General features: G+C 67.6%; 22 protein-coding genes. 10 read left to right on the top strand and 12 right to left on the bottom strand.

Features of this window, described 5'->3' with window-relative positions; translation table 11 throughout:
* Positions 1–280: 280 nt before the first annotated feature.
* The 4 genes from VI08_RS14560 to grxD form a co-directional block, all read right to left on the bottom strand.
* A complete protein-coding gene (locus VI08_RS14560) occupies positions 281–1,987 on the bottom strand; it encodes a lysophospholipid acyltransferase family protein (protein ID WP_045830323.1) in 1,707 nt (568 codons plus the stop codon).
* A gap of 191 nt (positions 1,988–2,178) precedes the next feature.
* The gene (locus tag VI08_RS14555) at positions 2,179–2,775 is read right to left on the bottom strand and encodes a YhgN family NAAT transporter (RefSeq protein ID WP_045830351.1); all 597 of its coding nucleotides are present in this window, start codon (positions 2,773–2,775) and stop codon (positions 2,179–2,181) included.
* Positions 2,776–2,810: 35 nt separating this feature from the next.
* Positions 2,811–3,578, bottom strand: coding sequence for an SDR family NAD(P)-dependent oxidoreductase (locus tag VI08_RS14550; protein WP_045830322.1), 768 nt, complete (start codon positions 3,576–3,578; stop codon positions 2,811–2,813).
* Positions 3,575–3,898, bottom strand: a complete 324-nt coding sequence (grxD, locus tag VI08_RS14545) for a Grx4 family monothiol glutaredoxin (protein WP_045830321.1) — start codon at positions 3,896–3,898, stop codon at positions 3,575–3,577. The genes VI08_RS14550 and grxD overlap by 4 nt, the downstream gene beginning before the upstream one ends.
* 83 nt (positions 3,899–3,981) lie before the next feature.
* Here grxD and VI08_RS14540 point away from each other — a divergent pair, with 83 nt between their 5' ends.
* Complete coding sequence (locus VI08_RS14540) at positions 3,982–4,563, top strand: Fe-Mn family superoxide dismutase (RefSeq protein ID WP_045830320.1); 582 nt, start codon at positions 3,982–3,984, stop codon at positions 4,561–4,563.
* A gap of 73 nt (positions 4,564–4,636) precedes the next feature.
* Here VI08_RS14540 and VI08_RS14535 read toward each other — a convergent pair whose 3' ends face one another.
* Positions 4,637–5,791, bottom strand: coding sequence for a 5-(carboxyamino)imidazole ribonucleotide synthase (locus tag VI08_RS14535; protein ID WP_084621530.1), 1,155 nt, complete (start codon positions 5,789–5,791; stop codon positions 4,637–4,639).
* Positions 5,788–6,303, bottom strand: coding sequence for a 5-(carboxyamino)imidazole ribonucleotide mutase (gene purE / locus VI08_RS14530; RefSeq protein ID WP_045830319.1), 516 nt, complete (start codon positions 6,301–6,303; stop codon positions 5,788–5,790). Before purE ends, VI08_RS14535 begins: the two co-directional genes overlap by 4 nt.
* Positions 6,304–6,375: 72 nt before the next feature.
* On the opposite strand from purE, the gene VI08_RS14525 reads away from it, so the two are divergent.
* The 4 genes from VI08_RS14525 to VI08_RS14510 all read left to right on the top strand — a co-directional run bounded on the left by VI08_RS14525 (position 6,376) and on the right by VI08_RS14510 (position 10,344).
* Positions 6,376–6,666: a Trm112 family protein gene (locus VI08_RS14525; RefSeq protein WP_045830318.1), complete on the top strand. Its 291-nt coding sequence runs from the start codon at positions 6,376–6,378 to the stop codon at positions 6,664–6,666.
* Positions 6,667–6,744: 78 nt separating this feature from the next.
* On the top strand, positions 6,745–9,027 hold the full coding sequence (locus VI08_RS14520; protein ID WP_045830317.1) for a DUF1631 domain-containing protein: 2,283 nt from the start codon (positions 6,745–6,747) through the stop codon (positions 9,025–9,027).
* Positions 9,028–9,032: 5 nt separating this feature from the next.
* Positions 9,033–9,890 carry a carboxylating nicotinate-nucleotide diphosphorylase gene (gene nadC, locus VI08_RS14515; protein WP_045830316.1) on the top strand — a complete coding sequence of 286 codons (858 nt, stop codon included), beginning with the start codon at positions 9,033–9,035 and terminating at the stop codon, positions 9,888–9,890.
* A gap of 61 nt (positions 9,891–9,951) precedes the next feature.
* A complete protein-coding gene (locus VI08_RS14510; protein WP_045830315.1) occupies positions 9,952–10,344 on the top strand; it encodes a DUF3301 domain-containing protein in 393 nt (130 codons plus the stop codon).
* A gap of 77 nt (positions 10,345–10,421) precedes the next feature.
* On the opposite strand, the gene VI08_RS14505 is transcribed toward VI08_RS14510, so the two are convergent.
* From VI08_RS14505 to petA, 5 genes are all read right to left on the bottom strand, one after another.
* Positions 10,422–10,835 (bottom strand): ClpXP protease specificity-enhancing factor, encoded by a 414-nt coding sequence (locus tag VI08_RS14505; protein WP_084621537.1) that lies wholly within the window; start codon positions 10,833–10,835, stop codon positions 10,422–10,424.
* 74 nt (positions 10,836–10,909) lie between these two features.
* Positions 10,910–11,557, bottom strand: a complete 648-nt coding sequence (locus VI08_RS14500) for a glutathione S-transferase N-terminal domain-containing protein (protein ID WP_045830313.1) — start codon at positions 11,555–11,557, stop codon at positions 10,910–10,912.
* 71 nt (positions 11,558–11,628) lie between these two features.
* Positions 11,629–12,384: a cytochrome c1 gene (locus VI08_RS14495; protein WP_045830312.1), complete on the bottom strand. Its 756-nt coding sequence runs from the start codon at positions 12,382–12,384 to the stop codon at positions 11,629–11,631.
* Positions 12,377–13,678 (bottom strand): cytochrome b, encoded by a 1,302-nt coding sequence (locus VI08_RS14490; protein ID WP_045830311.1) that lies wholly within the window; start codon positions 13,676–13,678, stop codon positions 12,377–12,379. The genes VI08_RS14495 and VI08_RS14490 overlap by 8 nt, the downstream gene beginning before the upstream one ends.
* A complete protein-coding gene (gene petA / locus VI08_RS14485; protein ID WP_045830310.1) occupies positions 13,678–14,280 on the bottom strand; it encodes a ubiquinol-cytochrome c reductase iron-sulfur subunit in 603 nt (200 codons plus the stop codon). Before petA ends, VI08_RS14490 begins: the two co-directional genes overlap by 1 nt.
* Before the next feature lie 189 nt (positions 14,281–14,469).
* On the opposite strand from petA, the gene VI08_RS14480 reads away from it, so the two are divergent.
* Entirely contained in the window at positions 14,470–15,642 is a 1,173-nt protein-coding gene (locus tag VI08_RS14480) for a S1C family serine protease (protein ID WP_045830309.1), read from the top strand.
* 87 nt (positions 15,643–15,729) lie between these two features.
* Here VI08_RS14480 and VI08_RS14475 read toward each other — a convergent pair whose 3' ends face one another.
* On the bottom strand, positions 15,730–16,938 hold the full coding sequence (locus VI08_RS14475) for a lytic transglycosylase domain-containing protein (protein ID WP_084621529.1): 1,209 nt from the start codon (positions 16,936–16,938) through the stop codon (positions 15,730–15,732).
* Positions 16,939–17,066: 128 nt separating this feature from the next.
* Between VI08_RS14475 and miaB the strand changes: the two genes are divergently transcribed.
* From miaB to VI08_RS14455, 4 genes are all read left to right on the top strand, one after another.
* Positions 17,067–18,416: a tRNA (N6-isopentenyl adenosine(37)-C2)-methylthiotransferase MiaB gene (miaB, locus tag VI08_RS14470; protein WP_045830308.1), complete on the top strand. Its 1,350-nt coding sequence runs from the start codon at positions 17,067–17,069 to the stop codon at positions 18,414–18,416.
* Positions 18,417–18,494: 78 nt separating this feature from the next.
* A complete protein-coding gene (locus tag VI08_RS14465) occupies positions 18,495–19,478 on the top strand; it encodes a PhoH family protein (RefSeq protein WP_045830307.1) in 984 nt (327 codons plus the stop codon).
* Positions 19,475–19,933 (top strand): rRNA maturation RNase YbeY, encoded by a 459-nt coding sequence (gene ybeY, locus VI08_RS14460; RefSeq protein ID WP_045830306.1) that lies wholly within the window; start codon positions 19,475–19,477, stop codon positions 19,931–19,933. The genes VI08_RS14465 and ybeY overlap by 4 nt, the downstream gene beginning before the upstream one ends.
* A gap of 159 nt (positions 19,934–20,092) precedes the next feature.
* Positions 20,093–20,938 carry an HlyC/CorC family transporter gene (locus tag VI08_RS14455; protein ID WP_045830305.1) on the top strand — a complete coding sequence of 282 codons (846 nt, stop codon included), beginning with the start codon at positions 20,093–20,095 and terminating at the stop codon, positions 20,936–20,938.
* Positions 20,939–21,004 lie beyond the last annotated feature (66 nt).

Raw genomic sequence — 21,004 nt, 5'->3', positions numbered from 1 at the left:
CCGCCGCGGCCTGCAATGCTTTTAAGCGGGATGTCCCTGCCCTGAGTTAATGCATAGGCTAGCATCACAGAATGACAATTTGTCGAATCCTTTACGGTTTTTTCATGCGGTGGGATTCGGCTTTTCCTACGACGCTTTAATAATCGCTTGAGCTAATTGGTCGTCATTATTGGGTTGCGACTGGGCGCGCTATCGGGAAAGAAAAAGCCCGGCACAAAGGCCGGGCTTCTCCAGGTACATCGCGCGCAAGCGCGCTCCTACACGAGCGCGGGGGGCGGGGTTAGCCGCCCAGGTAGCGGGCTCGCTTTGCGGGTTTCAGGCTCACCAGGTCGAGCATCACCAGGCCGTCCACGCAGCCTGCGAAATCCGGATCCTCGCCAAACGCCAGGAACTGCACCCCGGCCGGATCCACCAGGTCCACGTACTGGCGATACAACACCGGCAGCGTGACGCCCAGCGCATCAAGGCGGTTCTTCAACTTGCCGAGGCCACCCGCGGCGTCCAGGCCCTCCAGTTCGTTCCGCACCGAGGCCAGGGTTTCCTGCGGGATGACGAACGGCTGGCGGGCGGCGGCCAGGCCCTGGACGCCGAAGAAGTGCTGGTGGGCCGCGGCGATCCATTCACGCGCCTCGCGCGGGATGGCGGCCGACATGCTCACCGGGCCGAACAGGTAACGAATATCGGGATGGCGTTGCAGGTACAGGCCGATGCCCTGCCACAGCTGGTCGAGCGCGCGCGACCAGCGCCAGTACGCGGGCGCGATGAAGCTGCGGCCCAATTCAAGGCCCTGGGCCAGCCGCGATTCCAGTGCCGGCGAGTAATCGAACAGGCTGGACGTGTACAGCGCCTGCATGCCGCGTTCGGCGATGAGCTTGCCGCCATGGCCGAAGCGGTAGGCGCCGACGATGCGTAGTGCCTTCTCGTCCCACAGCACCAGGTGCTCGTAATACGGGTCGTAGGCATCGAGGTCGCGGCGCTTGCCGGTGCCCTCGCCCACGCGGCGGAAGGTGAGCTCGCGCAGGCGGCCGATCTCGCGCAGCACGGCGCTGTCGTTCGAGCCCTGCACCAGCAGGGCCTTCTTGCCACCGCCGAGTTCGGCCAGCACCTCGGCCTTGGCCAGTTCGGCGACGACGCGCTCCACCGGTTCGGGATGCGCCAGCGGGGTTTGCCCGCCGAACACGAGGCCGCGCTGCTGGCCCACGCGGTAGACATGGCGGCGCATGAGCTTGGCGGCACGCTCCGACGAGCCGCCGCTGACCTGCTTCAGCTCATCGGCGTCGACCAGCTTGCCGATGCGGATGCCAAGGCGCTGCTTGCCCGAGGTGGCTTCGCGCGGAAGCATGGCCGTGCTGAGCGGCTTGGCCAACATGCTGAGGCCATAAAACGCGACGGAATTGCGCGCATTGATGTGCACGGGCAGGACCGGGATGCCGGCCTTTGCCGCGATGCGGGCGAAACCGTCGGACCATTTGCCGTCGCGCACGCCGCTGGCGCGCACGCGCGAGACTTCGCCCGCGGGGAACATGACGAGCACCTCGCCCGCCTCGATGCTGCGGAACAGCGCCCGCATGCGCGAGGTGGCGCCCTTGCCGAAGATATCGACGGGCAGCAGCAGCGGGCCCATCTGCGGCACGGCGGCGAGCACGTCGTTGCCCAGGATGCGGATATCGCGGCGCACCGAGCCAATGAGCTGGATGAGCGCCATGGCGTCGACCATGCCGAGGGGGTGGTTGGCCACCACCACCAGCGGGCCTTCCACCGGGATGTTTTCGCGCTCGCGCTCGGTGACGCTGCAGCTGACGCCGAGGTGCTCGAGCACGCGCTCGGCGAACTCGATGCCCTGCGTATCGGCGAGGGCGTCAAGGACGCGGTTGAAGCGTTCTTCATGGGCCAGCGAACCCAGCAGGCCGGCGAGCGGCTTGCGCACCTTGGGGTGCTGGGCCAGCCATGGCATGCGCTCGGAGAGGGTGCGATCGATGCTCAGCATGATGAGGCTCCCATAGACGTCAGACGGTGCGTACCGGCCAGGCGTGGTGCGGAGTCGCGAGTAGTCATAGTGCCTTTGAACACCTGTTTGGCCCCTGCCGGGGACCCGAAAACCATGCCCGGCGCCGGGTCAGTCCCGACCCCGCCCATGCTCGCGGGCAATTATGACAGTTACCCTACCGCTACGTATGTTCATACGGCAATGTGCAGGTAGGACGAGAGCCCGCCCAGGAACATCTGCACCGAAAGGGCGATGAGGAGCATGCCCATGAGGCGCTCCATGGCGGTGAGCACGCTCTCGCCCAGCCATTTGAACAGGAAGGTGGAGCTCAGCAGGATGACCGAGGTGGTGAGCCAGGCCAGGAACAGGGCGATGCCCCACTCCACCGTGCGCCCGGGCTGGGAATTGGTGAGCAGCAGCAGCGCGGCCATGGCCGAGGGGCCGGCCACGCCGGGGATGGCCATGGGCACGATGAAGGGTTCGCCCTCGCCCGGCTTGCCGAACACGCCGCCCTCCACCGGGGGGAACACCATGCGGATGCCGATGAGGAACAGCACGATGCCGCCGCCGATGCTGACCGACTCCTGGCGCAGCTGCAGCAGCTTCAGGATGAACTGGCCGCCCAGCAAGAAGGCCAGCAGCACGCCCAGCGCGATGAGCAGCTCGCGGATCATCACCTTGCGGCGGCGCTGCGGGGGCACGTCCTTCAACAGGGCCAGGAACAACGGGATGTTGCCCAGGGGGTCCATGATGAGGAACAGCAGGATGCCCGCGGACAACGTCGTCATCTGCGTTTCCATGGGGGAGGTACTCCTGGGTTGGATCAGTGTCGAATATCGAGGACGGTGCCGCGCGCGTCGGCGCCAGCGCCTGAAAGCAGGTAGATGATGGCCTCGGCCGAGGCCGTGGGGAGCGGCCGCTCGAGGGTGTTTTCGCCGTAGTACGCGGCGCGGCGCAGGGCCGTGCGCATGGGCGGCGGCAGCAGCGCGTGCACGCGCATGGCGCCACCGCGGTGCTCGGCGTGCAGCACGGCGGCCATGCGCTCCACGGCCGCCTTGGAGACGCCATAGCCACCCCAGTGGGCACGTGAGACCAGTTCCGGGTCGTCGAAGACGAACACCACGGCGCTGTCCTCGGCCTGGGTGAGCAACGGCATGCAGGCCTGGGTAAGCGCGAACGGTGCCGAGACGTTCACCTGCATGGCGCGCAGCCAGTCATCCGGCTTGTGCATGGCCATGGGGGTGAGCTCGTTGAAATGCGCGGCGGCGTGGATGACGCCATCCAGCCGGCCGAATTCTTTTTCCAGGCCCTCGGCCAGGGCCAGGTAATCGTTGGGCGTGGCGCTTTCAAGATCGAGCGGGTGGATGACCGGCTCGGGACCGCCCAGGGCCACCAGCTCGTCGTAGAGCTTCTCGAGCGGGCGCACCTTGCGGCCGGTGATGACCACGGTGCCGCCGGCGCGGACGATGGCGCGGGCGGTTTCGCCACCCAGGCCGCCCGTGGCGCCGGTGACGACGTAGACGCGCCCCGCGAGAGCGCCCGGGGCGGGCGCCCAGCCGCCGGGCAGGCGCGCGGAGGGCAGCCTGCTCACGACTCGGCCCCGGCCACGTCGGCCGCCATGCGCTTCAGTTCACCCGCCGCATGCAGGTCTTCCACGATGTCGCAACCGCCAATGAACTCCCCTAGCAGGAACAGCTGCGGAAACGTGGGCCAGTTGGAGTAATGCGGCAGGCCGGCGCGGATGCGCGCATCGGCCAGCACGTTCACCGCATGGAACGTCGCGCCCGCGGCCTCGAGCGCCTTCACGGCGCGGTCGGAGAAGCCGCAGGTGGGGTACTCGGGCGTGCCTTTCATGAAAAGCACGATCGGATGTGCCGCCACGATGGCCTTGATCTCGTCTACGACGTCCATAGGTCGGGTTTCATCATTAGAATGCTGAATGCTGCGTATTGTAGCGTTCTTTCCCCCCAGCCACCGCTAAGGAGCCGAAGACAATGGCGTTCGAACTTCCCCCGCTTCCCTATGAGAAGAATGCCCTGGAGCCGCACATCTCGGCCGAGACCCTCGAGTTCCATTACGGCAAGCACCACCAGGCGTATGTCACCAACCTCAATAACCTGGTGAAGGGCACTGAATTCGAGGGCAAGAGCCTCGAAGACATCGTCAAGTCGTCCTCGGGTGGCATCTTCAACAACGCCGCCCAGATCTGGAACCATACGTTCTACTGGCACTCGATGCGCCCCGCATCGCAACAGGCCGAGCCGCCGGCGAAGCTCGCCGACGCCATCACCAAGGCGTTCGGCTCGGTCGACAAGTTCAAGGAAGAGTTCAGCAAGCAGGCCGCCGGCAACTTCGGTTCGGGCTGGACCTGGCTGGTGCAGCGCCCCGATGGCTCGCTGGCCATCGTCAACACGTCGAACGCCGCCACGCCCATCACGGGCAGCGACAAGCCGCTGTTCACCGCCGATGTGTGGGAACACGCCTACTACATCGACTACCGCAACGCCCGCCCGAAGTACCTCGAGAACTTCTGGGCCATCGTGAACTGGGACTTCGCGGCCAAGAACCTGGCGTAAGCGCGCCCCTGTAGGAGCCCACCCCCGTGGGCGACAGCTCTTCGCGAAGAGCTGTCGCGCACAGGGTGCGCTCCTACAACAGGGCGTCGATGCCGGGGTCCACCTGGGCCATGCGCCCCAGGCCTTCGCCGACCACGGCCAGCTTCTCGCGCAGGCTACCGGCATCGGGCGCGCACACCGTGGCGTGCCCCACCTTGCGGCCCGGGCGGGCCTCCTTGCCGTAGTCGTGCCAGTGGCCGTCGGCCACCTCGAGCACCGGCGCCATGGCCGGCATCTCGCCGATGAAATTGAGCATGGCGCTGGGGCCGCGCACGCCGGTACCGCCCAGCGGCAGGCCGAGCACGGCACGCACGTGGTTCTCGAACTGGCTGGTGTGGGCGCCTTCGATGGTCCAGTGGCCCGAGTTATGGACGCGCGGCGCCATCTCGTTGCCAAGCAGCTTGCCGTTGCACACGAACAGTTCGAGGGCGAACACGCCCACGTAGTCGAGCGCCTCGGCCACCGTGCGGGCGTGCGCGTTGGCGGCCCGCTCGAGCTCGTCGGTGGAGCCCGGCGCGGGGGCCAGGCTCAGCGAGAGCACGCCGTCGACGTGCCAGTTGCGGGTGAGCGGCCAGCTGCGGAACGCGCCATCGCGCCCGCGCACGGCCACCACGGAGACCTCGCGCTCGAACGGCACGAAGGCCTCGAGGATGAGGCCCACCTGCCCTGCCGCATCGCCGAGCGCCGCCCAGGCGGCGTCGATATCGGCGGGCGTTTTCAGGCGGAACTGGCCCTTGCCGTCGTACCCGAGGCGGCGGGTCTTGAGCACGGCGGGGGCGCCGATGCGCTCCACGGCGCGGACGAGGTCGTCGCGGGTATCGACCGGCGCGAACTCGGGCGTACCGAGCCCGCACTCGCGGAACAGCGTCTTCTCGCTGAGGCGATCCTGCGCCACCGACAACGCGCGCGGGTTGGGAAACACGCTGACCTTGCCGGCCAGGCGCTCGGCCACGGCGGCGGGCACGTTCTCGAAATCGAAGGTCACCACGTCGACGCGCGCGGCGAAGGCATCCAGCGCGGCATCGTCGAACCAGTCGGCCACCACCAGCTCGGTGACCTGGCCGGCGCAGGCATCGGCCGCGCCATCGACCACCAGCGTGCGGATGCCCAGCGGCGATGCCGCGAGGGCAAGCATGCGCGCCAGCTGCCCGCCACCCAGGATGCCGACCGTGGGGAGCCTGCGGCTCACGCGCGGGGGTCCGCGTTGTCGAGGACAGTGCGGGTCTGCTCGCTGCGGAAGGCGTCGAGCGCCGTGGCCACGGCCGGGTCGTGCAGGGCGAGCACCGATGCGGCCAGCAGGGCGGCGTTGGTGGCGCCCGCGCGGCCGATGGCCAGGGTGCCCACGGGGATGCCGGCCGGCATCTGCGCTATGGAAAGCAGGGAATCCATGCCGTTCAGGGCCTTGGACTGCACCGGCACGCCAAACACCGGCAGCGGGGTCTTGGCGGCGAGCATGCCCGGCAGGTGGGCCGCGCCGCCGGCGCCGGCGATGATGACCTGGATGCCCCGGCCACGCGCGCCATCGGCGTAATCCATGAGCAGGTCGGGCGTACGGTGGGCCGACACCACGCGCACCTCGTGGACGATGCCAAGGCGCGCCAGCGTGGTGGAGGCGTGCTCCATCGTTTCCCAGTCCGAACGCGAGCCCATGACCACGCCCACGCGTGGCTGGGAGGCGTCGCTACCCTTGTTGGAAGTCATGGCCGGAGCACCCAAAAGTCGTTATTGTACGGACATTCGGTTTAATAAGGTTGGCCCCACCGGGCCGCATCCATGGACAAGCGCCTCATCGATATCCTCTGCTGCCCTGTCAGCAAGCGCCCGCTGCGCCCCCTCACCGCCACCGAACGCGACCAGGTCAACACCGCCATCAAGGCCGGTGCCATCGACACGGTCGCCGGCGAGAAGGTCACCGACGCCCTCGCCGAGGGGCTCATCACCACCGATGGCCAGGTCATCTACCGGGTGGACGACGGCATCCCCGTGATGCTGCCCGAATCCGGCATCGGTACCACGCAAATGGCGGGGTTTACGCCAGAAGCAGGTCGCGCGCACAATCCGTGACGAAGGTCACACTTTGGGTATCCGGTTCCCGCACAATGGCATCATCAGGCGGGGGCCTCAGTTTTTCCAGGATGCGCGATGAGTAACGCGACCGAACCGTCCAATGTGGTGGATCTCAGCCAGCGCCTCGATCCGCGCAGTGAACGCGTGGGCGCGCTCCTGGCCACGGTCCGTGGGCTGGCCACCAAGCGCCTGCATGCGCTGGCCAGCAACATGTTCGAGAACATCGACGACGCCCTGTTCGATCTCGCCGAAAAGGCCGAGAACAATGCGGCGCAGACGCAGTTCTTCGACGGCATGCGCGAAGTCCGAAAAAAGCGCGCCATCGTCGAGCGCACCTTCCTCGGCCAGGTCGCCCGCGACCTGGCCGATTTTTCCGCGGGCCGCCTGCGCGCGCCGGACACCGAAACCCACACCCGCCCGCTCGCCAATATCGAGCTGAGCCTGGTCGGTGAGAACGAACTCGAAGAATCGCTCGCCGTCACGTCCATGGTCGGCAAGAACGAGCAGCGCCTCGCCCGCGCGCTCTTCGCGGTGAACCAGCGGCTGTCGGTCATCTGCGGCGGCAACAAGATGGACGACGCCACCAATCCGGTCGGGCCGGCGTCGCTTGCCAATGCGTTCCGCCAGGGCCTGCGCGAGCTGATGGTCGAGGTGCGCGTCAAGCTCATCATCTACAAGCTGTTCGACCGCTACGTGCTCGCCGGCATCGACGAGCTCTACGACGACATCAACAACGAGCTGGCCGCCGCGGGCGTGCTGCCGCAGCTGCGCCACGAGATCGCCTCGCGGCGCAGCGACGCCCCCGCGCCCACGGGCCCGGATTCCACCGCCACCCCGGTGGCGCACGGGCCCGCCGCGCCGGTCACCGACGCGGCCGCCGCCGAGTTCATGCAATCGCTGCACGCGCTGTTCTCCGCGCGCCGCGGGCTCGCCGGCCAGGCCGGCGGCGCCGCTGGCACGGGCGGCGGCGTGCCCGTGCCGACCGGCCCCATGCCCAGCGCCGCCGAGATGCTTGGCGCGCTCACGCTGCTGCAAAGCCAGATCTCGGTACTGCCCGCCAGCGCCACGCAGCTCACCAGCCAGGCCGAGATCGCCCGCGACGTGGGCCTGCTGAAGGAGCAACTGCTCTCGCAGATCGGCCAGCTGCGCGGCCAGCAGACGGCGCATGTCTCCGGCATCGACGAGGACACCATCGACCTGGTGGGCATGCTGTTCGAGTTCATCCTCGAAGACCGCAACCTGCCCGTCGAGATGCAGGTGCTGCTCGCGCGCCTGCAGATTCCTTACCTCAAGGTGGCCCTGCTCGATCGCCGCCTGTTCGCGCACAAATCGCACCCGGCGCGCCAGCTGCTCGACGCGCTGGCCGACGCCGCCAAGGGCTGGTCGGCCGAGGGCGACCGCGACGGCCGCCTGTTCGACAAGGTCAAATCCATCGTCGAGCGGCTGCTGCACGATTTCGACGACGACACCGCCATCTTCGACCGCCTCGCCGCCGAGCTGCAGGAGTTCCTCGACGTGGCCCGCAAGCGCGCCGAGCTCGCCGAGCAGCGCGTGGCGGAATCCACCCGCGGCCGTGAAAAACTCGAGCAGGCGCGCCGCCGCGCCGCGCAGGAGATCGTGGGCCGCATCGATGGCGCCAGCCTGCCGCCCCTCATCTACGGCGTGCTCACCCGCGCCTGGGCGAACTACGTGGTGCTCACCCTGCTGCGCCAGGGCGAGGACGCCACCGAGTTCCATGAGTCGCTGCGCTTCATCGACCACTTCATCGCCAGCGCCCGCCCCGTGCACGACGTGAACGGGCGGCGCGAGCTGCGCGCGCTGCTGCCGGGCATCGAGCGCTCGCTGCGCCGCGGCCTGGCCTCCGTCGCGTTCCAGGAAGCCGACACCGAGCAGCTGCTGGGCCAGTTGCATGCGTTCTACCGCCAGCAGCTGGGCGAAGTGGCGCCGGACGCCGATAGCGGCACCCTGGTCGCCAGCGCCATGCCGTTGCCGGATGCCATCCAGGCCATCGAGGAACCGATGGCCGCGCCCGAGCGCGACGAGGAGGTCGATACCCTCACCGACGATGCGTTCGACGAACGCTACCTGTCACTCGCCCGCGACCTGAAGGTGGGCCAGTGGCTGGAGTTCACCGCCGAGGACGGCACCACCGACCGCGCCAAGCTGTCGTGGGTGAGCCCCATCAGCGGCCGCTTCCTGTTCGTGAACCGTCGTGGCCTCAAGGTCGCCGACCATAGCCTCGCCGGGCTGGCCCAGGCGTTCGCGCAGGGGGCCGCCCGCGTGCTCGATTCCACGTTGCTTTTCGACCGCGCCATGGATGCCATCGTCGAGCGCCTGCGTACGCCGGAAAACCCCTGAGCCCGATGAACGACACCCCCCTCGCCGGTGCCTTGCCGCCGGCCAGTGAGATCCTCGCCGACGTCGACCGCGCCTTCGCCGAAGATGTCGGCCCCGGCGACGCCACCGCCGACCTCCTCGATCCCAACGCCACCGCCACGGCGGTGCTCACCTGCCGCGAGGACGCCGTGCTGTGCGGCAGCGCGTGGTTCGAAGCCTGCTTCCGCAAGCTCGACCCGGGCGTGCGCATCGAGTGGCTGGCGAACGATGGCGACCGCGTGCCCGCGGGCTCGGTCCTTTGCCGCCTGGCCGGCAAGGCCCGCGCGCTGGTCACGGCCGAGCGCTCGGCACTGAATTTCCTGCAGCTGCTGATGGCCACCGCCACGGTCACCTCGCGCTACGCCGACGCGCTGGCCGGCACGCGTACGCGCATCCTCGATACGCGCAAGACCCTGCCCGGCCTGCGCCGCGCGCAGAAATACGCCGTGCGCTGCGGCGGGGGCACCAACCACCGCATCGGCCTGTTCGACGCCATGATGCTGAAGGAAAACCACATCATCGCGGCGGGCGGCATCCCCAACGCCGTGCGCGATGCGCGCCGCATCCACCCTTCCCTGCCACTTATCGTAGAAGTGGAGACCCTTGCGGAGCTGGCCCAGGCCATCGATGCCGGCGCCGACCGCGCGCTGCTCGATAACTTCACCCCGGCCATGCTCGAGCAGGCCGTGGCCTACACCGCCGGGCGCATTCCGCTGGAGGTATCGGGCAACGTCGAGATCGGCACCCTCGCCGCCATCGCCAGCACGGGCGTGGATTTCATCTCCAGCGGCGCGCTGACCAAGCATGTCCAGGCGATCGACCTGAGCCTACGGCTCGACCTGTAAACCCGTCGATTCTGCCGGCCGGGTACTTGTGGCGGCCGCCCGGCGGCCACACACTCGGGCCATGAACTCCGTGACCGATCTATTCTGGCTGCTGGGCATCGCGGCCATCATCGCCAGCTGGTACCGGCTGACGCGTGCGCGCGAGGTGGCCGTCCGCGCCGCCACGGCCCTGTGCCGGCGCCATGGCCTGCAGCTGCTCGACCAGTCCGTGGGCCTGCGCGCCATCCGCCTGCAAGGCGTCGACGGCGGCCGCCGGCTCGAGCGCTGCTACTCGTTCGAGGTGAGCGACGACGGCCAGAGCCGCCAACCCGCCCGTATCTGGATGGCGGGCGACGACGTGGCCAGCTATGCGCTGCCGCACTCAGGCAACCCCGAGCTGGAAACGGTGGTGGCCACTGAAGTGGGCCTGCCGGGCAATGTCATCTCGCTGGCGGAGCGCCGCCGGGCCCACTAGGAAACTGTGGGAGCGCGCTTGCGCGCGATGGGTGGTGTCGTAGCGCCAATCGCGCGCAAGCGCGCTCCTACATGGCTTTATTTCACCACGCGCAGGTGCGGGGCGCCGCGCTTGGGGCGGTCGTCGTCGCCGCCGGTATCGGGGGCCTCCGCGGCTTCGACCGGGTCGGCCGCGCCTTCGTTCTCGTCGGCCGGGAACATCATGCCCTGGCCGTTTTCCTGCGCGTAAAGCGCCATGACGGCCGCGACGGGGATGACGATATCCTGGCTGACGCCCGAGAAACGGGCCTGGAACGCGATGCGGTCGTTGCCGAGGTCGAGGTTGGCCACGGCGCGCATGGCCAGGTTCAGCACCACCTGGCCGTTCTTGATGACGTGGGCGGGCACCTTGACGCCGGGCTGGCCGGCGTCGACCAGCACGTAGGGCGTGAGGCCGTTATCGCTGATCCAGTCGTAAATGGCGCGCAGCAGGTAGGGCCGATTGGAGGTCATGCCCATGCTTTCGTTCGTATCCATCAACTCATCCTCGTTACGGGGGTGAGTTTACGGGATACCGGCGCACAGGGCTAACCGACCGGGCTGAAGTCGAAATCCGGCCGCATGTTGCGCTCCTCGGCCGTCAGGCTGCGGGCAAAGCCCTGGCTGTGGAACAGCCGCTCACCGTAGTCGACGATAGGCTTGCCGGCCGCGCCCAGGTCGACCCCCAGCGACGGCAGCCGCCACACGATGGGGGCGACGAGGCAGTCGATGAGGCTCATCTCAGGGTTCAGGAAGAACCGCGAGGCCTTGAACAGCTCCACCGAGACCAGCAGGTGCTCGCGCAGGCGCTTGCGCGCGCCGGCCGCCTCGCGGCCACCGGCCTGGATGGTTTCAATCTCGGGCAGCCAGTCGTTCTCGATGCGCCAGGTGGCGAGCCGCAGGCGGGCCCGCGAGAGCGGATCGATGGGCATCAGCGGGGGGTGCGGGTAACGCTCGTCGAGGTACTCGACCACCGTGAGGGTGTCGTAGACCGTGAGGTCACGGTCCACCAGGGTGGGCAGCGTGCCGTAGGGGTTGAGCTCGAGCAGATCCGGGGTGGGCTCGTCGGGTTTGAGCAGGAGCCTGTCGTACGCCACGCCCTTGGCCGCCAGCACCAGGCGGGTACGGTGGCAGTGGATGTCGTCGGCGCTCGTGTAGAGCGTCAATGCCGTGCGCGAACGTGCGTTCTGGACCATGCTTTCGATCTCCCTCCCTGCAGCGCCGAAACGGAACGGGGCGGCCGCCAGGCCGCCCCGTGGGACATCAATCAGTGATGCTCGTGGACGTCCTTCCAGTACTCATGCTTCAGAAGGTACAGCAGGAAGGTAAGGCCGGCCAAGAACAGCAGCACCCACACGCCGATGGACTGGCGCTCGAGGGCCGCCGGCTCGGCGGTGTATTCCAGGAAGGCCGTGAGGTCGCGGGTGGCGGCCTGGAACTCTTCCGGGCTCATGCTGCCCTTGGTGTGCAACTCGAGCTTCTCGACCGGGGCATCGGCCCCCGCCTTGCCCTCGGGGTGCACCGCCACCTGCAGGCCCTGCAGCTCCCACAGGGGGTTGGGCATGGAGGCATTGGGGAACACCGTGTTGTTCCAGCCCACCGGGCGGCTGGGGTCGAGGTAGAACGAGTTGAGGTAGTTGTAGATGAAGTCGGAGCCCTTGGCGCGGGCCTCGAGGGTGAGATCCGGCGGCTCCTTGCCGAACCAGCCCTTGGCGTCTTCGGCCGGCATGTGCGAGACGACCGTCTCGCCGAACTTGGCGCCCGTGAAGTTGAGGTTCTTCATCACCTCGTCTTCGCTGAGCCCCAGGTCTGCCGCCAGGCGCGAGTAGCGCACGTACTTCAGCGAGTGGCAGCCCACGCAGTAGTTGAAGAACAGCCTGGCGCCACGCTGCAACGAGGCCTGGTCGTAGACGTTGGCACCCGACGGCGGCAGGTCCTCGCCATCCTCGGCGGCGAGTGCCGGGGCGGCGGCGACGGCAAGGCCCAGCGCGAGGGCGAGGGAAGAGAGATAGCGCTTAATCATGCATCGTCACCCGTTCCGGAACCGGCTTGGTCTTCTCGAAACCAAAGCGCGTGTAGATCCATACGAACACGAAGAAGCCGAAGTAGCCCAGCACCATGAGGCGCCCGAACGCGTTCTCCACCGTGGTGACATCCGCGCCGGGGAACCACGCGGGGATAAGCTCGGCGGTGACGCCCGCACCCACGAGGCCAAGGGCCAGGAACGAGACGACCAGCACGCCCAGGGCGATGCGGTAACCCATGCCACGGTAGCGCACCGAGCGCACCGCCCCCTGGTCGAGCCAGGGCAGCAGCGCCAGCAGCAGGATGGCGCCGAACATGCCGATGACGCCCCAGATGGCCGTGCCGAAGAAGGACGGGATCATGCGCAGGATGGCGTAGAACGGCGTGAAGTACCACGACGGCTTGATGTGGCTCGGCGTCACCAGGTTGTTGGCCGGGGTGAAGTTATCGTGCTCGAGGAACCAGCCGCCGAAGGTGGGCGCGAAGAAGATGATGAACGCCGCGATCATCAGGAAGAACCCAACGCCGAAGGAATCCTTCACCGTGTAGTACGGGTGGAACGGGATGGCGTCCTTGGGCTTGTCGGGCGACCAGCGGTTGCCCTTGGGGCCGTGCTTGACGTCGACGCCATCGGGGTTGTTCGAGCCCACCTCGTGCAGCGCGGCCAGGTGCAGCACCACCAGCAGCAACAGCACCAGCGGCAGCGCGATGACATGCAGCGCGAAGAAGCGGTTGAGGGTGGAATCGGCCGGCAGGTAATCGCCCATGATCCACTGCACCAGCGTATCGCCGATGAAGGGGATGGTGCCGAACAGCGAGATGATCACCTTCGCGCCCCAGAACGACATGTTGCCCCACGGCAGCACGTAGCCCATGAACGCCTCGGCCATGAGCACGAGGAAGATGAGCATGCCCAGGATCCACACCAGCTCGCGCGGCTTCTTGAACGAGCCGTACATGATGCCGCGGAACATGTGCAGGAACACCACCACGAAGAATAGCGAGGCGCCCGTGGAATGCATGTAGCGGATGAGCCAGCCCCACTCCACGTCGCGCATGATGTACTCGACCGAGTTGAAGGCTTCCGCCGCACTCGTCTTGTAGTTCATGGTGAGGAAGATGCCGGTGACGATCTGGTTGACCAGCACCAGCAGGGCGAGCGAACCGAAGTAGTACCAGAGGTTGAAGTTCTTCGGCGCGTAGTACTCGGTCATGTGCTTCCGGTACATCGGCATGAAGCCCGGGGCACGCTCGTTGAACCAGTTACCAAGGCGCGACAGTGTGCTGGCCATCAGCTCTTCCCCTCCGGATCCACGCCGATCTGGATGTGCGTGTCGTCAATGAAGTGGTACTTCGGCACCGCCAGGTTCTTGGGGGCCGGCACGCCACTGAACACGCGCCCGGAGAGGTCGTAGCGCGACTTGTGGCAGGGGCAGTAGAAGCCGCCCTTCCAGTTCGCGTCGAAGGGCTCGGGCTTGATATCGGGGACGAAATCGGGGACGCAGCCGAGGTGGGTGCACAGGCCGATGATGACCAGCCACTCGGGCTTGATCGAGCGGGTTTCGTTCTTGGCGAAATCCGGCTGCTGCGCGGTATCGGACGAATCCGGGTCGAGCAGGCGGGGCGCGAGGCCCTTCAGCTGCGCCAGCTGGGCCGGCGTGCGGTTGACCACGAAAACAGGAAGGCTACGCCAGGCGAAGGTGACCTTCTGCCCCGCGTCGATGGCGCTGATATCGACCGTGACCGGCGCGCCGGCCGCCTTGGCCCTCGCCGATGGCTCCCACGATTTGATGAAGGGCACGATCGCCGCGACCACTCCCACGCCACCGACAACAGCCGTCGTCGTGGTAAGGAAGCGACGGCGCCCGTGATCGACGACTTCTTCGTTCGCCATCAGGCTCTCCGGAACTTATGCCATTGAGGTTTGCGGGCCCCATCGCCGGTTCGTTCGGAAATCGGCTTCCGCAAAATTACGTCAGTGTAACGTCAGCACTTGCCACGTACAATAAAGTGAACAAACCCCTGCCCGATGTAAAGACACGGCAGCTAACTCCCCGCCAGGACGCGGAAAAATCGGCCACCCATGAACCAAGCCGCCCGCACGTTCGCCTTCATTGCCCGCTTCGTCGTGCTCGGCCTCGCGCTCGCCTTCGTCATCGGCCTGGCCTGGCCGGGCAGTGGCGCGTTCCTCCGCCAGCGCTTCACGGGCACCCCGCAGGCACCTGCCGCAGGTGCACAAGAGGGCCCCGTTTCCTATGCCGATGCCGTGGCCCGGGCGGCCCCCTCGGTGGTCAACATCTACGCGAACAAACTGGTCACCGAGCAGCCGCGGCAGCTTTATTCCGACCCCGTGCTGCAGCGCATCTTCAGCGTGCCCACGGGCCCGGTGCGCACGCGCCGCCAGCAGAACCTCGGCTCGGGCGTCATTGTCAGCGACGATGGCTACGTTTTGACCAACAACCACGTCATCGCCAACGCCGACGACATCCAGCTGCTGCTCTACGACGGCCGCGTGGCCAGCGCCAGGGTGGTGGGCTCGGATGACGAGACCGACCTGGCCGTGCTCAAGGTCGATGCCGGCAACCTGCCCGCCATCGAGATGACCGATGCCGAGAGCCGGCCCCGCGTGGGCGACGTGGTGCTCGCCATCGGCAACCCCTTCGGCATCGGGCAGACCGTGACCATGGGCATCGTCAGTGCCATCGGCCGCCAGCTCAACCTGTCCAGCCTCGAGAGCCTCATCCAGACCGATGCGGCCATCAACTTCGGCAACTCGGGCGGCGCCCTGGTCAATGCCCATGGCCAGCTCGTGGGCATCAATACCTCGCTCATCGGCCAGGCCGTGGGCGCCGAGGGCATCGGCTTCGCCATCCCGGTGCAGAGCGCGAAGGATGTGCTGGAACAGATCATCAAGACCGGCCACGTGGTGCGCGGCTGGATCGGCGCCGACTACGGCCCCGTGCCCGTGTCGGCCGAGAGCGGCCTGCCCTCCGCGGCCCGCGGCGTGGTGGTGAACGAGGTCTCGCCAGGTGGCCCCGCCGCCCTTGCGGGTGTCGAACAGCGTGACGTACTGCTCAAGATCGGCGACGAGGACATCCTCGATGCCTCCGACCTGCGCCGCCACGAGGCCTCCCTGAAACCCGGGGTGGCAGTCAACCTGTCGGGCTTGCGAAACGGCCAGCCGTTCTCGCTCTCGGTGGTACCCACCCAGCGCCCGCCCACCTCGCCGGTGCAGACCCAACAGCCCCAGTCGTAGGAGCCCACGCGGTGGGCGACATCTTTCCCCTCAAGGCAGCAGGCCCCGTTGCGTTGTCGCGAGAGGCGTCGCCCACGGGGTGGGCTCCTACAGGGCGACGTTTCGTTCGGCCAGCGGCACGGCCGCGCGCCGCAGGCCTTCGGTATAGCGCTTGCGCAGCACCCCTACCCGCTCGACGTACACCTGGGTCTCATCGTACGGCGGCACGCCGTTGTAGCGCTGCACGGCGCCGGGGCCGGCGTTGTACGCGGCGGCCGCGAGGCGCTCGTTGCCGTTGAATGTCTGTAGCAGCAGCGCCAGGTAACGCGCGCCGCCGCGGATGTTCTGCTCGGGGTTGAACACGTCCTGCACGCCCATGTCGCGGGCGGTGCCCGGGATGAGCTGCATGAGGCCTTGCGCGCCCGCCACGGAAAGCGCCCGCGGGTTGAAGGCGCTCTCGGCATGGATGACCGCCCGCAGCAGGGCTTCGTCCACGTGGTACTCGAGGCTGGCCGAGCGGATCGCGTCGCCGAAGGCCGTGAAATTCAGCGCGACGCTGTTGAAGTCGATCTTCGAATGGACGTCGCACGCCACGCAGGTGGCGATGTAGGTGAAGAGCATCTGCACGCTCTTGCCCTTCGCCCCGGCCTGGGGGATGTTCGTGTATTCCACGCCGCCGTCGGCCCGGGTAATGCGGTAAACCGCCCCGCGCAGCACGCGTGAGCCCGAGGGCGCCGCCGGCGCGGGCGCCGCGGCGAGGTCGGTGGATGCGGATTCCTTGTAGTCCCAGCTGCCCTTCGGCGCGGTGACCGCCGGCAGGGCCGCCTTCGCCGCCTCGGCCCGGGCCTCGGCATCGGTGACCACGCCGCCAGTGACACCCACCAGCGAGCTCACGGGCTCGTCCGGGCCCACCACGCCGCCCGATACGCCCGCGAACGATGGTGCCGCGGGCGGCGGCACGACCACCCCCGTCGCCACGGCCTGCGCGGGCAGCGACGGCGGCGCGGACGCGAGGGGAAGCTCCGGATGCTGCGGCAGGCCAGACGACCGGGGCGTGCCCGCGGCCCTGGCGGCCGGCCGCGAGGCCGGCGTGCTGCCGATGCGCTTGCAGTCCTTGTAGCCCGCCGTGCTGCCGGAGAAGACGGTTTCACCCGTGCTGCCGATGCAGCGGTAGAGGTTGCCCGCGGCGGCCGGGGTGGCCACGAAGGCCGACCACAGGACGCACGCGGCCGCGGCCCTTCGCAGGGCCGGCCCAAAGGTAAGGAAACGGCGGGCGGGATGGCCGGCGCTTTCCCCTGGCGTCGCGACGTCAACCATGGGCGCGATTGTCCACCAGCGCACCCCCGCCAGCAAGGGCGCGAGCGGCCCGCGACCTTCACGCAAGTCATTGATTGGCGTAAACTGCGGGGTTCGGTAATCGGCCAGGCAACACGGTACCCAGCCCCATGAGCGGCAAGCTTTTCATCAAGACCCACGGCTGCCAGATGAACGAGTACGACTCGGCCAAGATGGCCGACGTGCTGCGCGCGTCGCATGGGCTCGAACTCACCCACGACGAGGCCGAAGCCGACGTCATCCTGGTCAACACCTGCTCCATCCGCGAGAAGGCCCAGGAAAAGGTCTTCAGCCAGCTCGGCAAGTGGAAGGAGCACAAGAAGAACGGCAAGCCGGTGCTCATCGGCGTGGGCGGCTGCGTCGCCTCGCAGGAGGGCGATGCCATCCTCAAGCGCGCCCCGTACGTCGACCTGGTGTTCGGCCCGCAGACCCTGCACCGCCTGCCTGAGATGATCGAGGCCCAGCGCCACACCGGCAAATCGCAGGTGGACATCAGCTTCCCGGAGATCGAGAAGTTCGACCGCCTGCCCGAGCCGCGCGCCGAGGGCCCCACCGCCTTCGTCTCCATCATGGAAGGCTGCTCGAAGTACTGCTCGTATTGCGTGGTGCCCTATACCCGCGGCGAGGAGATCAGCCGCCCGTTCGACGATGTCATCGTCGAGGTGGCGCAGCTCGCCGAGCAGGGCGTGCGCGAAGTGAACCTGCTGGGCCAGAACGTCAACGCCTACCGTGGCCCCATGCACGACGGCGGCATCGCCGACCTGGCCGTGCTCATCCACGCCATCGCGCAGATCGAGGGCATCGGCCGCATCCGCTTCACCACCTCGCACCCGCTGGAGTTCTCCGATTCGCTGATCGAGGCCTACGCCAACGTGCCGCAGCTGTGCAACTTCCTGCACCTGCCCGTCCAGGCCGGCTCCGATCGCATCCTGGCGGCCATGAAGCGTGGCTACACGGCGCTGGAATTCAAGCAGAAGATCCGCAAGCTGCGTGCCGTGCGGCCGGATATCTGCATCTCGTCCGATTTCATCGTGGGCTTCCCCGGCGAGACCGAAGACGATTTTCTGAAGACCATGAAGCTCATCGACGACGTGGGCTTCGACCAGAGCTTCAGCTTCATCTTCTCCTCGCGCCCGGGTACCCCGGCGGCCAACCTCGCCGACGATACCCCCAGCGACGAAAAGCATGCCCGCCTCACCCGCCTGCAGGCCGCCATCAACGAGAACGCCCGCAAGATCAACGAGGCCATGGTGGGCACGGTGCAACGCGTGCTGGTCGAAAAGCCCAGCCGCAAGAACGCCAGCGAGATGACGGGCCGCACCGAAAACATGCGCTACGTGAACTTCCCCGGCCATGCGCGCATGATCGGCCAGTTCGTCGACGTGGTGATCACCGAGGCCATGAGCAACTCGTTGCGCGGGCGCGTGCGGCTCGACGATGAGGTCGCGCTCGCCTCGTGAGCCTCGTCCCTGTGGGAGCGCGCTTGCGCGCGATCGCGCGCAAGCGCGCTCCCACAAAACCACCCAGACCAGAGTCCCATGAACCAAGGCCTTAGCCAGCACGATTTCGCCCTCGATCCCGAGGACAACGCCCGCCTTGCCAACCTGTGCGGCCCGCTCGACGAGCACATCCGGCAGATCGAGCTGCGCCTTGGCATCGAGATCGACCACCGCGGCAACATCTTCCGTGTCATCGGCGACGAAGCCTCGGCCAAGGCCGGCGAGCAGGTGCTGCGCTCGCTGTACGACGCCACGGCCACCGAGACGCTCAACGGCCAGGTCATCAACCTGCGCCTGGCGGAATCCGGCATCGACGCCCTGAATGCGCAGGCCGCCGAGTCGGCGCAGGAAGTGGTCATCAAGGTGAAGCGTGGCGTCATCAAGGGCCGCGGCCCCAACCAAGCCCGCTACCTGCACGCCATCAACACGCACGACATCAACTTCGGCGTGGGCCCCGCGGGCACGGGCAAGACCTACCTCGCCGTGGCCAGCGCGGTCGAAGCGCTCGAGGCCAGCCGCGTGCAGCGCATCCTGCTGGTGCGCCCGGCCGTGGAGGCCGGCGAAAAGCTCGGCTTCCTGCCCGGCGACCTCAGCCAGAAGATCGACCCGTACCTGCGCCCGCTGTACGACGCCCTGTACGAGATGGTCGGCTTCGAAAAGGTGGCCAAGCTCATCGAGCGCAACGTGATCGAGATCGCGCCGCTCGCCTATATGCGCGGGCGCACCCTCAACGATTCGTACGTCATCCTCGACGAAGCGCAGAACACCACCGTCGAGCAGATGAAAATGTTCCTCACCCGCATCGGCTTCGGGTCGGTGGCGGTCATCACCGGTGACGTCTCGCAGGTCGACCTGCCCCGCAATGTCCGCTCGGGCTTGCGCCACGCCATCGAGGTGCTGCGCGGCGTCGACGGCATCAGCTTCACCTTCTTCACCAGCCGCGACGTGGTGCGCCACCCGCTGGTGGCGAAGATCGTCCGCGCGTACGAGGCGTTCGAGCAAAAGCAGGACGAAGGCCCGTGAGCCAGCTCGATGTCGCGGTGGGTTACGCCACCGCCTCGCGCAAGGGCATACCGGCCCCGGCAAGCTTCCGCCACTGGGTCGAGGCCGCGCTGAAGGGCGCCCGCCGGCGCAAGGCTACCGAGGTGGCCATCCGCATCGTCGACGCGGCCGAGGGCCAGGCCCTGAACCTGCAATACCGCGGGCGCGACTACGCCACCAACGTGCTCAGCTTCGAGGCCGACCTGCCCCCGGGCATCGCCCTGCCGCTCATCGGCGACCTGGTCATCTGCGCGCCTGTCGTGGCCCGCGAGGCCGCCGAGCAGGGCAAGAAGCCCAACGACCACTGGGCCCATCTCACCATCCACGGCACGCTGCATCTGCTCGGGTTCGACCACATCGAGGATGCGGAAGCGGAGGCCATGGAGGCGCTGGAGACGCGGATCCTGGCTGGCCTGGGCATCGCAGACCCCTACTGAACCCCTGCCTGTGGGAGCGCGCTTGCGCGCGATGGGGTTACGGCAAGTACATCGCGCGCAAGCGCGCTCCCACAAGATGGCGGCCGTGGCTCCCTGAATCGTCACGGTTTTTCCGCTAGACTGCCGGTTCCGCCCCTTGGGGCCGATCACCAAAGAGTAATGAACGAGGACCCTGGTAGTACCAACGGCCCGGCTCACCGATCGTGGTGGGACCGACTGGGCCATCTGTTTTCCGGCGAGCCGCGCAACCGCAGTGAACTGATCGAGGAACTGCGCACCGCCCAGGCCAACGGCCTGCTCTCCAACGACACCCTGACCATGGTCGAGGGTGCCATCAAGGTCACCGAGCTCAGCGTCGACGATGTCATGGTGCCGCGCGCCCAGATCGTCAGCCTCCCCATCGATGCGCCCCTGCCCGATATCCTCGCCGCCGTGGTCGAATCCGGCCACTCGCGCTTCCCCGTGCATGGCGAAGACAAGGACGAGGTACTGGGCATCCTGCTCGCGAAGGATCTGCTCAAATACTTCGGCCGCGCCGAATGCAGTGACATCCGTGGCCTGCTACGCCCCGCGGTGCTCATCCCCGAGTCCATGCGCCTCAACGTGCTGCTGGCGGAGTTCCGCCTCACGCGCAACCACATGGCGCTGGTGGTGGACGAATACGGCGGCGTCGCCGGCCTCATCACCATCGAGGACGTGCTCGAGCAGATCGTCGGCGAGATCGACGACGAGCACGATGACGAGGAAGAACCGGTGCTGGTGCAGCCGCTCGACAACGGCGCCCTCACGGTCAGCGCGCTCACGCCCATCGCCGATTTCAACGAAGAAACCGGTGCGCACTTCTCCGACGAGGAGTTCGACACCATCGGCGGCATGGTCACGTCCGAGTTCGGCCACCTGCCCGCCGTGGGCGAGGAGATCGCCGTGGGCGGCTTCCTGTTCCGCGTCACGGAAGCCGACGACCGCCGCGTGCAACAGTTCCACGTCAGCCGCACGGGCGGCTAACCGACGATGCCGCCCCTGTAGGAGCGCACCCCGTGCGCGACAGCTTCTCGCGACACCCTCGCAAAA

It is taken from the genome of Luteibacter yeojuensis, assembly GCF_000964085.1.
GTDB classification, from domain to species: Bacteria; Pseudomonadota; Gammaproteobacteria; order Xanthomonadales; family Rhodanobacteraceae; genus Luteibacter; species Luteibacter yeojuensis_A.
The sequence above is the reverse complement of the archived record's forward strand: the minus strand, read 5'-3'. Positions and strand labels throughout refer to the sequence as shown.

Bases quoted from the DNA above. Each gene is read 5' to 3' on its own strand.
- VI08_RS14475 (WP_084621529.1), bottom strand. From the start codon at position 16,938: ATGGTTGACGTCGCGACGCCAGGGGAAAGCGCCGGCCATCCCGCCCGC.
- VI08_RS14490 (WP_045830311.1), bottom strand. From the start codon at position 13,678: ATGGCCAGCACACTGTCGCGCCTTGGTAACTGGTTCAACGAGCGTGCC.
- VI08_RS14540 (WP_045830320.1), top strand. From the start codon at position 3,982: ATGGCGTTCGAACTTCCCCCGCTTCCCTATGAGAAGAATGCCCTGGAG.
- VI08_RS14495 (WP_045830312.1), bottom strand. From the start codon at position 12,384: ATGATTAAGCGCTATCTCTCTTCCCTCGCCCTCGCGCTGGGCCTTGCC.
- nadC (WP_045830316.1), top strand. From the start codon at position 9,033: ATGAACGACACCCCCCTCGCCGGTGCCTTGCCGCCGGCCAGTGAGATC.
- VI08_RS14500 (WP_045830313.1), bottom strand. From the start codon at position 11,557: ATGGTCCAGAACGCACGTTCGCGCACGGCATTGACGCTCTACACGAGC.
- VI08_RS14555 (WP_045830351.1), bottom strand. From the start codon at position 2,775: ATGACGACGTTGTCCGCGGGCATCCTGCTGTTCCTCATCATGGACCCC.
- VI08_RS14560 (WP_045830323.1), bottom strand. From the start codon at position 1,987: ATGCTGAGCATCGATCGCACCCTCTCCGAGCGCATGCCATGGCTGGCC.
- petA (WP_045830310.1), bottom strand. From the start codon at position 14,280: ATGGCGAACGAAGAAGTCGTCGATCACGGGCGCCGTCGCTTCCTTACC.
- VI08_RS14520 (WP_045830317.1), top strand. From the start codon at position 6,745: ATGAGTAACGCGACCGAACCGTCCAATGTGGTGGATCTCAGCCAGCGC.
- VI08_RS14510 (WP_045830315.1), top strand. From the start codon at position 9,952: ATGAACTCCGTGACCGATCTATTCTGGCTGCTGGGCATCGCGGCCATC.
- purE (WP_045830319.1), bottom strand. From the start codon at position 6,303: ATGACTTCCAACAAGGGTAGCGACGCCTCCCAGCCACGCGTGGGCGTG.
- VI08_RS14465 (WP_045830307.1), top strand. From the start codon at position 18,495: ATGAACCAAGGCCTTAGCCAGCACGATTTCGCCCTCGATCCCGAGGAC.
- VI08_RS14525 (WP_045830318.1), top strand. From the start codon at position 6,376: ATGGACAAGCGCCTCATCGATATCCTCTGCTGCCCTGTCAGCAAGCGC.
- grxD (WP_045830321.1), bottom strand. From the start codon at position 3,898: ATGGACGTCGTAGACGAGATCAAGGCCATCGTGGCGGCACATCCGATC.
- VI08_RS14480 (WP_045830309.1), top strand. From the start codon at position 14,470: ATGAACCAAGCCGCCCGCACGTTCGCCTTCATTGCCCGCTTCGTCGTG.
- VI08_RS14505 (WP_084621537.1), bottom strand. From the start codon at position 10,835: ATGACCTCCAATCGGCCCTACCTGCTGCGCGCCATTTACGACTGGATC.
- miaB (WP_045830308.1), top strand. From the start codon at position 17,067: ATGAGCGGCAAGCTTTTCATCAAGACCCACGGCTGCCAGATGAACGAG.
- VI08_RS14455 (WP_045830305.1), top strand. From the start codon at position 20,093: ATGAACGAGGACCCTGGTAGTACCAACGGCCCGGCTCACCGATCGTGG.